This is a genomic window from Stenotrophomonas sp. YJH_SMC_64 (assembly GCF_059371375.1).
The window spans coordinates 168,999-181,975 of record NZ_JCAFUN010000007.1 but is presented as its reverse complement, the minus strand read 5'-3'; the positions used below and the strand labels follow the sequence as shown (position 1 = coordinate 181,975).

Genomic DNA, 12,977 nt, shown 5'->3' with positions numbered 1-12,977 from the left:
CGGCCCGACCGGGGCCGCCGCTTCAATGGTGTAACCCTGAAGTATAGCCGCCACAAGCCGCGATCAATGCCCACGCAGATCGCGCGGGCGGAAGCCCATCGCCAGCATGGCTACCGCGTAGGTGGCACCGCCACCGCCGACCAGCAGCGACAGGCTGCCGATCCGCTCCCACACGCTCATCGCCGAGAAGCCTGGCAGCCAGTGCAGCAGGGCCAACAGCACACCAACCATGGCCGCACAGGCCAGCAGCAGTCGCAGCAGATAGCCGCCCCAGCCCGGCCGGCGCTGGTAGACGTCGGTATTGCCCAGCCAGTACCACAGCAGGCCCAGGTTCAGGTAACTGGACAGTGCACTGGCAATGCCCAGCGCCAGATGCAGGCCCGGCTGCTTGCCGATGGCCGCCATCACGCCCTGCGCCTTCAGCTCGTCCGGCACCATGACCTGGTACAGCACCGCCAGCAGGGCGAAGTTGAACACCATGTTGGCCACCAGCGCGGCCACACCCGCGCGCACCGGGGTCTTGGTGTCCTGGCGTGCGTAGAACGCCGGCAACACCACCTTCAGCAGGGCGAACGCCGGCAGGCCGAAGCTCAGGCCGTACACCGACAGCGCGGTCATGCGGGTATCGAAGGCACTGAACTGGCCGTGCTGGAAGATGGTCGCGATCAGCGGTTCGGCCAGCAGCAGCAGGCCCAGCATGGCCGGCACCGAGATCAGCAGGGTCATCCTCAGGCCCCAGTCCAGCGAGCGCGAGAAGCCTTCGCGGTCGGTGCTGACGTGGTGACGGGCCAGCGCCGGCAGGATCACCGTGCCCAGCGCCACGCCGAACACGCCCAGCGGCAGCTCCAGGAAGCGGTCGGCCAGCGACAGCCAGGACTGCGAGCCATCGGTCAGCTTGGCCGCGATGACGGTGTCCAGCAGCAGGTTGATCTGCGCCACCGAGGAGCCGAACAGGGTCGGCACCATCAGCGTCATCACCTTGCGCACGCCCGGATGGCTCCAGCCCCAGCGCGGCAGGGTCAGCAGGTTGATGCCCTTCAGCGAGGGCAGCTGGAACAGCAGCTGCAGGATGCCGGCAGCCAGTACCGCCCAGCCCAGCGCCAGGATCTGTTTCTCCGGGGTGCCGCCCAGCCGCGGGGCCAGCCACAGTGCACCGGCGATCATGCACAGGTTGAGGATGACCGGGGTCAGCGCCGGCATGGCGAAGCGCTGGAAGCTGTTCAGCGCGCCGCCGGCCAGGGCGGTCAGCGACACGAACAACAGGAACGGGAAGGTCAGGCGGAACAGGTCAACCAGCAGGCCCTGCTTGACCGGATCGGTATCAACGCCACTGGAGAAGACCGAGGCCAGCTGCGGCGCGAAGATCAGCGCCAGCGCAGTGACCAGCATCAGCACCCCGCCCAGGGTGCCGGCGGTGCGGGCCATCAGTTCACGCAGCTCGGCGTGGCTGCGGGTCTCCTTCACTTCCGTGAACACGGGCACGAAAGCGGTGGCGAAAGAGCCTTCGGCGAACAAACGCCGCAGGAAATTGGGTACCCTGAAGGCGACCCAGAAAGCATCAGTGATGGCGTTGGTGCCGAACGTGGTGGTCACCACGAAGTCCCGGACAAGTCCGAGAACGCGCGAGACCATGGTCATGCTGCTGAACGACAGCAGGCCCCGCAACAACTTGGGTGAACTCACTCAGCGTCCCTCTTGACAATCGACTTGACGTGCATTTCTTACGCCATCATACTAGCTAGCTTGCTGTTCCCATAACACCGATTTTTTCAGGAAACCACCACCGTGGCCAATATCAAGTCCGCCAAGAAGCGCGCCAAGCAGACCGTCGTGCGCAACGCGCGCAACGTGGCTCAGCGCTCGATGCTGCGCACCGCTGTCAAGAAAGTGATCAAGGCGCTGGACGCCAACGATGCCGCCGGCGCCGAAGCCGCCTTCGCCGTTGCCCAGCCGATCCTGGATCGCTTCAGCGCGCGTGGCCTGATCCACAAGAACAAGGCTGCTCGCCACAAGAGCCGCCTGAACGACCGCATCAAGGCCCTCAAGGCCGCCTGATCCGGCGTTGCCGCCCTGCCCTCCGGGGCCGGGCAGCAGACAAGAACCCGGCCCCGGCCGGGTTTTTTGTTGCCAGCGATCCGGTAGTGCCGGCCGCTGGCCGGCAACCCCGAGGAATGCCGGCCAGCGGCCGGCACTACCGGAAAATGAAAAACCCGGCCGAAGCCGGGTTTTTGCCAACGTCAGTCGACTGACAGTCGACTCTACTGCGCGTTACGGGCTTCCTGCTCTTCTTCCTTCTGGCGATCGAAGAAGGCCATGATCCGGCTCATGATCGGGAAGGTGCCTTCGCGGCCCAGCGCGGAGACCAGGAACCACGGCTCCTTCCAGCCCAGCTCGGCGACGATCTGCTCGGCCGCAGCCTTCGCTTCGTCCTCGAACATCAGGTCAGCCTTGTTCAGCACCAGCCAGCGCGGCTTCTGCAGCAGTTCCGGATCGTGCTTTTCCAGCTCGCGCTCGATGGCGCGCACCTGCTCGACCGGAGAAATGCCTTCCACCCCACCCTCCATCGGCGAGATGTCCACCAGGTGCAGCAGCAGGCGGGTGCGCTGCAGGTGGCGCAGGAACTGCGCACCCAGGCCGGCACCGTCGGCCGCGCCTTCGATCAGGCCCGGGATGTCGGCAATCACGAAGCTGCGGTAGTTTTCCACCTTCACCACACCCAGGTTCGGGTACAGCGTGGTGAACGGGTAATCGGCCACCTTCGGCGTCGCCGCCGAAACGGCACGGATCAGGGTGCTCTTGCCGGCGTTGGGGAAGCCCAGCAGGCCGACGTCGGCCAGCAGCTTCAGCTCCAGCTTCAGCGTGCGCTCCTCACCCGGCTCGCCCGGCAGCGCCTGGCGCGGCGAGCGGTTGGTCGAGCTCTTGAAGTGCATGTTGCCCAGGCCACCGCGACCGCCCTTGGCCACCAGCAGGCGGTCGCCGTGCTGGGTCAGGTCGCCGATGACTTCATCGGTGGCAACGTTGATCACCACGGTGCCGACCGGCACGGTGATGGTCAGGTCTTCGCCGCCCTTGCCGTAGGCCTGGCGGCCCATGCCGTTCTCGCCACGCTGCGCCTTGAAGATGCGGTCATGGCGGAAGTCGACCAGGGTATTCAGGTTTTCGTCGGCGCGGATGTACACGCTGCCGCCCGCACCGCCGTCGCCGCCGTCCGGGCCGCCGAGCGGAATGAACTTCTCGCGACGGAAGCCAATGCAGCCGTTGCCGCCGTTGCCGGCGAACACTTCGATTTCTGCTTCGTCTACCAGTTTCATTGTTTCGATGCCTGCGATGGGCGCGGCCTGCCGGCCGCCACCTTGAATGTTATGCCTGCCGATGGCCGGCAGCCCGGCCTGGCCGGTCTTGATTCCACTCTAACGAAAAGCCCCGCCGAAGCGGGGCTCTTCATGCAGCACCCCCATGCCGAGGCACGGGCGCCGGCGATGCCTGGATCAGGCGTCGGCCGAGACGATGCTGACGGTGCGACGCTTCTTGGCGCCCTTGACCGAGAACTCCACCTTGCCGTCCACGAGGGCGAACAGGGTGTGGTCACGGCCCAGGCCAACGCCGGTGCCCGGGTGGAACTGGGTGCCGCGCTGACGCACGATGATGTTGCCGGCTTCGATGGCCTGGCCGCCGAAGATCTTGACGCCCAGGTACTTCGGGTTGGAGTCGCGACCGTTGCGCGAGGAGCCTACGCCCTTTTTATGTGCCATGACTGCTTCTCCTGATGCTTAGCCGGCGATGCCGGTGATCTCGATTTCGGTGTAGTACTGACGGTGACCCTGACGCTTCATGTGGTGCTTGCGGCGACGGAACTTGATGATCCGGACCTTGTCAGCACGACCCTGGGACAGGACCTTGGCGGTGACGGCAGCGCCCTTCAGCGCATCGCCCAGCTTCACGCCGTCGCTGTCACCCAGCATCAGGATGTTGTCAAACTTGATCTCGCTGCCGACTTCGACTTCGAGCTTTTCAATGCGGAGCTTTTCGCCCTGCGCCACGCGGTATTGCTTACCGCCGGTGACCAGTACTGCGTACATGACCAGGCCTTCCTCTGTAGTTATTGTGGTCTGAGCTGCCGCCATCGAGGGCGGACAGGAGCGGAATTGTACGCAGATCAGCGGGGGCGGGTCAAGTCAACCCCTGAACGTCGAAGGAGACGGCACCGGAAAGGGGTCAGAAGCATTTTCACGCCGTGAAAAGGGATCTGACCCCTGGCTGACGGCCTGTCTCACAAGGTGAGACACCGGGCTGGCATTGTCGCCCATTGCCCCCATCTGGTCACCTCGGTAGGCTGACCGATTGCCGTTCCCTGCTGGCCCGGCACCCAGCCAACGCCCCCACAACCGGATCCCCCATGGCGATGGATTTCATCCGCATCCGCGGCGCGCGGACGCACAACCTGAAGAACCTCGACCTCGACCTGCCCCGCGACAAGCTGATCGTGATCACCGGCCTGTCCGGCTCGGGCAAGTCCTCGCTGGCGTTCGACACCATCTATGCAGAAGGCCAGCGCCGCTATGTCGAGTCGTTGTCGGCCTATGCGCGCCAGTTCCTGAGCGTGATGGAAAAGCCGGACCTGGACCACATCGAAGGCCTGTCCCCGGCCATCTCGATCGAGCAGAAGTCGACCTCGCACAACCCGCGTTCGACCGTCGGCACGATCACCGAGATCTACGACTACCTGCGCCTGCTGTACGCCCGCGTCGGCACCCCGCGCTGCCCGGACCACGGCTATCCGCTGGAAGCGCAGACGGTCAGCCAGATGGTCGACCAGGTGCTGACGCTGGACCCGGAACAGCGCTACATGCTGCTGGCGCCGGTCATCCGCGACCGCAAGGGCGAGCATGCGCAGGTGTTCGACCAGCTGCGTGCGCAGGGCTTCGTCCGTGTGCGCGTGGACGGCGAGCTGCATGAGATCGACGCGGTGCCGCCGCTGGCACTGCGCCAGAAGCACACCATCGAGGCGGTGATCGACCGCTTCCGCCCGCGCGAGGACATCAAGCAGCGCCTGGCCGAGAGCTTCGAGACCGCGCTGAAGCTGGGCGACGGCATGGCCTCGGTGCAGAGCCTGGACAACACCGGAACCGCGCCGACGCTGTTCTCCTCCAAGTATTCCTGCCCGGTCTGCGATTACTCGCTGCCGGAGCTGGAACCGCGCCTGTTCTCGTTCAACGCACCGATGGGCGCCTGCCCCGGCTGCGATGGCCTGGGCATGGCCGAGTTCTTCGACCCCTCGCGCGTGGTGGTGCATCCCGAACTGTCGCTGGCCGCCGGTGCGGTGCGCGGCTGGGATCGCCGCAATGCCTACTACTTCCAGCTGATCGCTTCGCTGGCCAAGCACTACCGGTTCGACGTCGACGCGGCGTGGAACTCGCTGCCGGCCAAGGTGCAGCAGGCCGTGCTGTACGGCAGCGGCGACGAAGCGATCACCTTCACCTACTTCACCGAAGCCGGTGGCCGCACCCAGCGCAAGCACCGCTTCGAGGGCATCATTCCCAACCTCGAACGCCGCTACAAGGAAACCGAGTCGCCGGCGGTGCGCGAAGAACTGTCCAAGTACATCAGCGAGCAGCCGTGCCCGGAATGCCATGGCGCCCGCCTGAACAAGGCGGCTCGCAACGTGTTCGTGGCCGACCGCCCGCTGCCGGACCTGGTGGTGCTGCCGATCGACGAGGCGCTGAAGTTCTTCAGCGAGCTGAGCCTGCCGGGCTGGCGTGGCGAAATCGCTGCGAAGATCGTCAAGGAAATCGGCGAACGCCTCGGCTTCCTGGTCGATGTGGGCCTGGATTACCTGACCCTGGAGCGCAAGGCCGACACCCTGTCCGGTGGCGAGGCACAGCGCATCCGCCTGGCCAGCCAGATCGGCGCCGGCCTGGTCGGCGTGATGTACGTGCTCGACGAGCCGTCCATCGGCCTGCACCAGCGCGACAACGAACGCCTGCTCGGCACCCTCACCCGCCTGCGCGACCTGGGCAACACGGTGATCGTGGTGGAGCATGACGAGGATGCGATCCGTCTGGCCGACTATGTGCTGGACATCGGCCCGGGCGCGGGCGTTCATGGCGGCGAGATCGTCGGCCAGGGCACCCTGCAGGACATCCTGGAAGCCCCGCGCTCGCTGACCGGCCAGTACCTGTCCGGCAAGCGCGCGATCGAGATTCCGGCGCGCCGGCACAAACCGAACCCGAAGATGACCCTGCACCTGCGCGGGGCCAGCGGCAACAACCTGAAGGGCGTGGACCTGGCGATTCCGTCGGGCCTGCTGACCTGCGTGACCGGCGTGTCCGGCTCGGGCAAGTCGACCCTGATCAACGACACCCTGTTCTCGCTGGCCGCCAACGAGATCAACGGTTCCTCGCACCCGATCGCCCCGTACAAGGAGATCGATGGCCTGGACCTGTTCGACAAGGTGGTGGACATCGACCAGTCGCCGATCGGCCGCACCCCGCGTTCCAACCCCGCCACTTACACCGGCCTGTTCACTCCACTGCGCGAACTGTTCGCACAGGTGCCTGAAGCGCGCGCGCGTGGCTATTCGCCGGGCCGCTTCAGCTTCAACGTGCGCGGCGGCCGCTGCGAAGCCTGCCAGGGCGACGGCCTGATCAAGGTCGAGATGCACTTCCTGCCGGACGTGTACGTGCCGTGCGATGTCTGCCATGGCAAGCGCTACAACCGCGAAACGCTGGAGATCCTGTACAAGGGCTTCAACATCAACGACGTGCTGGAAATGACCGTCGAGGATGCGCTGAAGCTGTTCGAGCCGGTGCCGTCGATCGCGCGCAAGCTGGAAACGCTGGTCGACGTCGGCCTGAGCTACATCAAGCTGGGCCAGAGCGCGACCACGCTGTCTGGTGGCGAAGCGCAGCGCGTGAAGCTGTCCAAGGAACTGTCACGCCGCGATACCGGCCGCACCCTGTACATCCTCGACGAGCCGACCACCGGCCTGCACTTCCACGACATCGAAGCACTGCTGGGCGTGCTGCACAAGCTGCGCGACGAGGGCAACACGGTGGTGGTGATCGAGCACAACCTGGACGTGATCAAGACCGCCGACTGGATCGTCGATCTGGGCCCGGAAGGCGGGCATCGCGGTGGCACCATCCTGGTCACCGGCACGCCGGAAGACGTGGCGGCCTGCCCGCAGTCGTACACCGGCCAGTTCCTGGCCCGCATGCTGCCGTCCACCAGCGCGCGCCCGGAACAGCCGGCCGCCGTGGCCAACAAGCCCGATGCCCGCCCGCCGCGCAAGGTGAAGCCTGAGAAGCCGGCCAAGGTGGCGAAGAAGGCGGTGGCTGCCAAGAGCACCGGCAAGGCCAGCAAGAGCACGACCAAGAAGAAGGACGCCTGATGAGCAGCGAACACAAGATCCTGGCCCGCATCCCGATCAGCGTGCGCTGGCGTGACATGGACAGCATGGGCCACGTCAACAACGCCAAGTACATTTCCTACCTGGAGGAAGCGCGCGTGCGCTGGATGCTGGGCGTGGACGGCGTGTCGATGACCGACCGCATCGCCCCGGTGGTGGCCGCGACCAACGTCAACTATCGGCTGCCGATCGTGTGGCCCAACGACATCCTGGTCGAGCTGTTGGTCGAGCGCCTGGGCAACAGCAGCGTGACCATCGGCCACCGCATCGTCGATCAGCAGGACGATTCGAAGCTGTATTCCGATGGCAACGTGGTGGTGGTCTGGATGGATACCCAGACCGGCAAGAGCGCACCGCTGCCGGAGGCGATCCGCAGCGCCTCTACCTGACGCGCCCTGGTGGGTGCCGACCTTGGTCGGCACGCATTGGCTGCAATGAGGTTGCCGGCCAGCGGCCGGCACGACCGACACTGATCAAAGGACTGACATGATCCACAAGACCGAACTGCGCGACCTGCTGCCCGGCATGGTCCCCTTCCCCACCGACGTCTTTCCCGCCGACCAGGCCTGGCTCGGCCAGCACCTGCTGCCGCTGCTGAAGATCGACCTGGGCGTGCTGCGCCCGGAACTGGCTGGCCAGGTGGCAACGATGCTGTGCCCGATCGAGCCGTACGACGGCTGCATCGGCGAGACCACCGAAGAACACCACAACGATTTCACCGGCACCAACTGGATCGCCTTCGAACTGACCGCCGGCAACCAGATGCGCTTCCTCGGCAACGAGGGCTATTTCATCGGCGATGCGGTACAGGACAAGGACGCACAGGAACACATCGCGCAGATGCGCGAGAGCTACGCCAAGGCCCGCGACTACCATGCCACGCACGGCCGTCTCGCCTGCTACTCGCGCTACGGCAAGGGTGAGGCCAGCGAGCGCGATTATCTGGATACGCTGGGTGGCCCCATTGGTTTCGGCAACTGGACCGAGACCGCGGAGATTCCCGCAGCCTTCGAACTGGGCTTCACCGAGGCGGCCGATGACCCCAATGCTGCGGACGATGCCGAAACGGTGATCATCACCCGCGATGGCAACAAATTCTTCGCCGTGGCCGACGTAGCCGGCTACAACTGGTGCGCCACCGGTGCCGACGCGATCGTGATGCTGTACGAGCCGGTCAGCCGCACGGTGCTGTTCTCTTACGACTGGTCGTAAGCCTGTTTGGTAGTGCCGGCCGCTGGCCGGCATTGCCCGTGCTGCCGGCCAGCGGCCGGCACTACCCGACCGTCATTTCGCAGCCTTGCGCACGGTCAGCGTCGCGCTCGCTTCACCCCCCCCTTCCAGCTGCAGCCGCAGCGGCAGCACCTGCCCTTCCTTCAGCGCGCCCTTGCCCTGCATCAGCATCAGGTGCAGGCCGCCGGGCTTGAGCTCGGCACGCGCGCCGGCTGCCAGCGGCAGGCGCTCGATCGCGCGCATCCGGCTGACCCCGTCGACAATCGTGGTCTCGTGCAGCGACACATCACCGAAGCTGCTGCTGGTCGCGCCGGTGATCGCCACCGCCATACTGCAGCGATTGTGGATGACGCCGTAGCCGGCGGTCATCGGCATTGCCGGATTCGGAGGCAACCGCGCCCAGCCCTGCTCCACCGTGACGCACGCCGGTTCGGCGGCCGAGGCCGATGCTGCGGTCGCACACAGGACCCACAGTACGCCAACGAATGGTTTGGTTATCATCGCCCAGGTTCCTTCTTCGCAACGAGACCGCAGCATGACGACGCTCATCGAGGTGATCAACCATGGCCCCATCCGCGAACTGCGCCTGGCACGGCCGCCGGTCAACGCACTGGACACCGAACTGTGCCGGCAGTTGATCCATGCCATCGAGCTGGCCATGGCCGAAGACGCGCATGGCATCGTGCTGTCGGGCAGCGAGCGCGTCTTCACCGGCGGCATGGACGTGCCGCACCTGCTCTCGCATGGCGATGACAAGCACAAGTTGTTGGACACCTGGAACGCCTTCTTTGGCGCCGTGCGCACGTTGGCCGAGAGCCGCATTCCGGTGGTCGCGGCGATCACCGGCCACGCCCCGGCGGGTGGCTGCGTGCTGGCCCTGTGCTGCGACTACCGGGTGATGGCGCGCAGCGCCGATCCGTCGCGGCCGTATGCCATCGGCCTGAACGAGGTGCAGGTCGGCCTGATTGCGCCGGAGGGCATCCAGCGCCTGCTGCGCCGTGCGGTGGGCGTGCACCGCGCCGGTGTGCTGCTGACCACCGGTTCGCTGGTGCCGGCCGAACAGGCGCTGCAGATCGGCCTGGTGGATGAGCTGGCCGAGGGAGACCTGGTGGTGGCACGCGCCATCGCTTGGCTGCAGAACCTGCTCAAGCAGCCGCGCCAGCCGATGCTGCTGACCCGCGCGATTGCCCGTGCCGACCTGCATGAGGCGCTGCACCCGGACCTGATCCAGCTGGACCGCTTCGTCGAGGCCTGGTTCGCCCCGGACGCACAGAACGCCCTGCAGGCACTGGTAGCCCGGCTGGGCAAGTAAACGGTAGTGCCGGCCGCTGGCCGGCAACCAGGCAATCCTTCCGGGACGCCTGTGGCTGCCGGCCAGCGGCCGGCACTACCGATGATGGGCTGGCCTGCACCGGTATAATCGGGGCCTCTTCACTGCTGTGGCCGCCCCCCCTTGAACGACACGCCCGAACCCGTCGTCTCCGAGCTGATCGACCTGCTCACGCTGGAGCGTCTGGAGGACAACCTGTTCCGCGGGCAGAGCCGCGACATCGGCACCAAGTACGTGTTCGGCGGGCAGGTGCTGGGCCAGGCGCTGGCCGCAGCGCAGGCCACGGTCGACAATGGCCGCCACGTGCACTCACTGCACGCCTATTTCCTGCGCGCCGGCAACATCGACCACCCGATCGTCTACGACGTGGACCGTACCCGCGACGGCGGCAGCTTCTCGGTGCGCCGGGTCACCGCGATCCAGCACGGCAAGGTGATCTTCTTCTGCGCGGCCTCGTTCCAGCAGGCCGAGACCGGCGCCGAGCACCAGCACAAGATGCCCGAAGTGCCACAGCCGGAAGACATCGAGCCGAATCGTCCGCTGCCGGCGGAAGTGCTCGAACGCCTGCCGATCAAGGTGCAGCGCTGGCTGTCGCGCGGTGGCCCGTTCGAGTTCCGCCACGTGTACCCGCGCGACGAACTGAACCCACCCAAGCGCCCGCCCTACCACCAGGTGTGGCTGCGCCTGAGCGAACCGGTGGGCGATGCGCCGGAGCTGCACCAGGCGCTGCTGGCTTACGCCTCCGACTTCCACCTGCTGGGCACGGCGACCTTCCCGCACGGTATCAGCTACTACCACCCGCACGTGCAGATGGCCTCGCTCGACCACGCGATCTGGTTCCACCGCCCGTTCCGCGCCGACGACTGGCTGCTGTATTCGCTGGACAGCCCCAGCGCGCAGGATTCGCGCGGCCTGGCCCGCGGCCAGTTCTTCACCCGCAATGGCGTGCTGGTGGCCAGCACCGCGCAGGAAGGCCTGATCCGCGTCGTTCCCGACCAGGCCGCGGCCGCTGCCGTGCCAGCCAAGGAGTAACCCCATGCGCCAGATCTTCAGCAGCCAGCGCGTGGAAACCGTCGAAGGCGTGGCCGAGCTCCTGCGCGAGCATGGCATCGACGTCAAGGTGACCAACGGGCGCTCGTACAAGACCCGCCGCCGCGGTCAGTTCAGCTATACCGACCTGGGCAACGCCAACGCCTATCCGGCGGTGTGGATCGTGCGCGCCGACGACCAGCCGCGCGCGCGTGAAATCCTGCGCGAGGCGCGCCTGCTCGACACCACCCGTCGCGACCACCCGACCGCCGAGTTCGCCTTCCGCGACGCGCCGGAACCGGGCAGCGGCGGCCGCAGCTGGGCCTGGCGCATCCGCATCGCCCTGCTGGTGGTGATCGCCGGCGTGGCGCTGGTGATCGGCCTGCGCCATCGTGGTGCCCCGGCACCGGTCGCACCGGCCCCTGCCCCGCAGGCCCAGCCGCAGCAGGCACAGCCGGCACCGCAGGCCGCGCCGGAAGAGGAAGAAGTGCGGGTCCGCATCCAGCCGTCGAAATGACGCACGGGTAGTGCCGGCCGCTGGCCGGCAGCCACAAAAAGGGGACGGAGGGGATTAAGTCGTTTGAGGCACAAACGACTTAATCCCCTCCGTCCCCTTTCTTGGCATGAGGTGGCCGGCCAGCGGCCGGCACTACCGCACAGAAAGTCGGTCACATTGGGCGCGCGGCTCCGTCATGGGACACAATCCCAGCAGGAGAGCCGCCGCCATGACGACGTTCGCCGCATCGATCGACCAGACCCTGGAACGCGAACTGCCGGCCGCCGCCAGCGGTTGCCAGCACGCCTATGGCCGTATCGTGCTGGCCTGCCAGAACACGGTCACCGCCATCGCTCTGGCCATCACCCGCGACCGCCAGGCCAGCGAGGACATCGCCCAGGAAGCCTTCGTCAAGGGCTGGCAGCAGCTGCACCAGCTGCGCAGCGCGACCAGCTTCCTACCCTGGCTGCGGCAGATCACCCGCAACCTGGCCCGCGACTGGCTGCGTGCACAACGTGGCCGGCCGCTGACCGGCGAGGCCGCCGAGGTGGCGATGGGCATGGCCGCCGACCCTTCACCGGGCGCGGCCGACCGCCTGCAGCGGGTGGAAGAAGAGATCGCCGCCGAGGACATCATCTCCGCGTTGCCGGCCGACAGCCGCGAAGTCCTGCTGCTGTACTACCGCGAAGGGCAGCGCTCGCAACAGGTCGCCGACCTGCTCGGGCTCAGCGATGCGGCCGTGCGCAAGCGCCTGTCACGTGCACGTGCCCTGGTGCGCGATGGCCTGCTGCAGCGCTTCGGTGAGTTCGCGCGCAGCAGCGCGCCGAGCGCCGCATTCGCTACGGCGGTGGTTTCGATGGTACTGGTGGCCGCGCCCGGCACGGCCAGCGCAGCGATCCTGCTCGGCACCGGTGTCGGCGTGGGCGGCAGCAAGCTGGGCCTGGGCGGCGTCAGTGCCGCAGGCGGGGCAGCCATGGGTTCACTGACGGCCGCCGCCAGCCAGCTGCACCTGATTCCCGCCAGCGACTGGGCCACGGTTGCCGGTGGCGTCATCGGCGGCATCATCGGCAGCTACCTGGGTGGCCGCTTCCTGCTGCGCTTCGCAGACACCCAGCAGGAACGAACAGCAGTGCGACGCTTCGTGCACCTCAATACGTTCACCGCGATGGTCGTCTGCACCAGCCTGCTGATCTCGCTGATGCTGCAGGTGCCAATCTGGCTGCAACTTGCGATTCTCGTCATCGGCCTGGGTACGGTGAACTACCAGTGCCTGGTGCCGCTGCAGCGCGTGATGGCACCCATGATCGCGCGCGATTCAGCGCGGCGCGGCCGCAGCGGAACCAACTGGAAATACGAATCGGTGTACGGGCGCACCGGCATCATCGGGGCGAACGTATTCGTGATCGGCCTGGTGGTATATGCGCTGATGCGCAACGGAAACGTGTAACGGACAACGCCGGCAGTATGCCGGCGTTGTCATCAAT

General features: G+C 66.6%; 13 protein-coding genes. 8 read left to right on the top strand and 5 right to left on the bottom strand.

What is annotated here, in order from left to right; all coding sequences use genetic code 11:
* Nucleotides 1-63: 63 nt before the first annotated feature.
* On the bottom strand, nucleotides 64-1,668 hold the full coding sequence (gene murJ / locus AC5P9L_RS09475) for a murein biosynthesis integral membrane protein MurJ (protein WP_087944429.1): 1,605 nt from the start codon (nucleotides 1,666-1,668) through the stop codon (nucleotides 64-66).
* Between the two features lie 117 nt (nucleotides 1,669-1,785).
* Here murJ and rpsT point away from each other — a divergent pair, with 117 nt between their 5' ends.
* On the top strand, nucleotides 1,786-2,055 hold the full coding sequence (rpsT, locus tag AC5P9L_RS09470; protein WP_005408560.1) for a 30S ribosomal protein S20: 270 nt from the start codon (nucleotides 1,786-1,788) through the stop codon (nucleotides 2,053-2,055).
* Nucleotides 2,056-2,258: 203 nt separating this feature from the next.
* On the opposite strand, the gene cgtA is transcribed toward rpsT, so the two are convergent.
* From cgtA to rplU, 3 genes are all read right to left on the bottom strand, one after another.
* On the bottom strand, nucleotides 2,259-3,311 hold the full coding sequence (gene cgtA / locus AC5P9L_RS09465) for an Obg family GTPase CgtA (protein WP_005408559.1): 1,053 nt from the start codon (nucleotides 3,309-3,311) through the stop codon (nucleotides 2,259-2,261).
* Nucleotides 3,312-3,488: 177 nt separating this feature from the next.
* Complete coding sequence (gene rpmA / locus AC5P9L_RS09460) at nucleotides 3,489-3,752, bottom strand: 50S ribosomal protein L27 (RefSeq protein WP_005408558.1); 264 nt, start codon at nucleotides 3,750-3,752, stop codon at nucleotides 3,489-3,491.
* An 18-nt stretch (nucleotides 3,753-3,770) separates the two neighbouring features.
* Nucleotides 3,771-4,079, bottom strand: coding sequence for a 50S ribosomal protein L21 (rplU, locus tag AC5P9L_RS09455; RefSeq protein ID WP_005408557.1), 309 nt, complete (start codon nucleotides 4,077-4,079; stop codon nucleotides 3,771-3,773).
* A gap of 317 nt (nucleotides 4,080-4,396) precedes the next feature.
* Between rplU and uvrA the strand changes: the two genes are divergently transcribed.
* The 3 genes from uvrA (at nucleotide 4,397) to AC5P9L_RS09440 (ending at nucleotide 8,620) form a co-directional block, all read left to right on the top strand.
* A complete protein-coding gene (gene uvrA, locus AC5P9L_RS09450) occupies nucleotides 4,397-7,390 on the top strand; it encodes an excinuclease ABC subunit UvrA (protein ID WP_012479453.1) in 2,994 nt (997 codons plus the stop codon).
* On the top strand, nucleotides 7,390-7,797 hold the full coding sequence (locus tag AC5P9L_RS09445) for an acyl-CoA thioesterase (RefSeq protein WP_262101744.1): 408 nt from the start codon (nucleotides 7,390-7,392) through the stop codon (nucleotides 7,795-7,797). The genes uvrA and AC5P9L_RS09445 overlap by 1 nt, the downstream gene beginning before the upstream one ends.
* 97 nt (nucleotides 7,798-7,894) lie before the next feature.
* Entirely contained in the window at nucleotides 7,895-8,620 is a 726-nt protein-coding gene (locus tag AC5P9L_RS09440; protein WP_076738843.1) for an enolase, read from the top strand.
* A 72-nt stretch (nucleotides 8,621-8,692) separates the two neighbouring features.
* Here the strand turns inward: AC5P9L_RS09440 and AC5P9L_RS09435 are convergent, their stop codons facing one another.
* Nucleotides 8,693-9,139, bottom strand: a complete 447-nt coding sequence (locus AC5P9L_RS09435) for a copper chaperone PCu(A)C (RefSeq protein ID WP_012479450.1) — start codon at nucleotides 9,137-9,139, stop codon at nucleotides 8,693-8,695.
* Between the two features lie 34 nt (nucleotides 9,140-9,173).
* Between AC5P9L_RS09435 and AC5P9L_RS09430 the strand changes: the two genes are divergently transcribed.
* From AC5P9L_RS09430 to AC5P9L_RS09415, 4 genes are all read left to right on the top strand, one after another.
* Nucleotides 9,174-9,950 (top strand): enoyl-CoA hydratase/isomerase family protein, encoded by a 777-nt coding sequence (locus AC5P9L_RS09430; RefSeq protein ID WP_012479449.1) that lies wholly within the window; start codon nucleotides 9,174-9,176, stop codon nucleotides 9,948-9,950.
* Between the two features lie 141 nt (nucleotides 9,951-10,091).
* The gene (gene tesB, locus AC5P9L_RS09425) at nucleotides 10,092-11,000 is read left to right on the top strand and encodes an acyl-CoA thioesterase II (protein ID WP_005412623.1); all 909 of its coding nucleotides are present in this window, start codon (nucleotides 10,092-10,094) and stop codon (nucleotides 10,998-11,000) included.
* A 4-nt stretch (nucleotides 11,001-11,004) separates the two neighbouring features.
* Nucleotides 11,005-11,514, top strand: a complete 510-nt coding sequence (locus tag AC5P9L_RS09420) for a hypothetical protein (RefSeq protein WP_059033561.1) — start codon at nucleotides 11,005-11,007, stop codon at nucleotides 11,512-11,514.
* A gap of 208 nt (nucleotides 11,515-11,722) precedes the next feature.
* Nucleotides 11,723-12,940 carry an RNA polymerase sigma factor gene (locus AC5P9L_RS09415; protein ID WP_062606721.1) on the top strand — a complete coding sequence of 406 codons (1,218 nt, stop codon included), beginning with the start codon at nucleotides 11,723-11,725 and terminating at the stop codon, nucleotides 12,938-12,940.
* Nucleotides 12,941-12,977 lie beyond the last annotated feature (37 nt).

Excerpts from the sequence above, each read along its gene's own strand:
- AC5P9L_RS09445 (WP_262101744.1), top strand. The coding sequence starts at position 7,390 with ATGAGCAGCGAACACAAGATCCTGGCCCGCATCCCGATCAGCGTGCGC.
- AC5P9L_RS09420 (WP_059033561.1), top strand. The coding sequence starts at position 11,005 with ATGCGCCAGATCTTCAGCAGCCAGCGCGTGGAAACCGTCGAAGGCGTG.
- AC5P9L_RS09440 (WP_076738843.1), top strand. The coding sequence starts at position 7,895 with ATGATCCACAAGACCGAACTGCGCGACCTGCTGCCCGGCATGGTCCCC.
- AC5P9L_RS09430 (WP_012479449.1), top strand. The coding sequence starts at position 9,174 with ATGACGACGCTCATCGAGGTGATCAACCATGGCCCCATCCGCGAACTG.
- AC5P9L_RS09435 (WP_012479450.1), bottom strand. The coding sequence starts at position 9,139 with ATGATAACCAAACCATTCGTTGGCGTACTGTGGGTCCTGTGTGCGACC.
- rpmA (WP_005408558.1), bottom strand. The coding sequence starts at position 3,752 with ATGGCACATAAAAAGGGCGTAGGCTCCTCGCGCAACGGTCGCGACTCC.
- cgtA (WP_005408559.1), bottom strand. The coding sequence starts at position 3,311 with ATGAAACTGGTAGACGAAGCAGAAATCGAAGTGTTCGCCGGCAACGGC.
- uvrA (WP_012479453.1), top strand. The coding sequence starts at position 4,397 with ATGGCGATGGATTTCATCCGCATCCGCGGCGCGCGGACGCACAACCTG.
- AC5P9L_RS09415 (WP_062606721.1), top strand. The coding sequence starts at position 11,723 with ATGACGACGTTCGCCGCATCGATCGACCAGACCCTGGAACGCGAACTG.
- rplU (WP_005408557.1), bottom strand. The coding sequence starts at position 4,079 with ATGTACGCAGTACTGGTCACCGGCGGTAAGCAATACCGCGTGGCGCAG.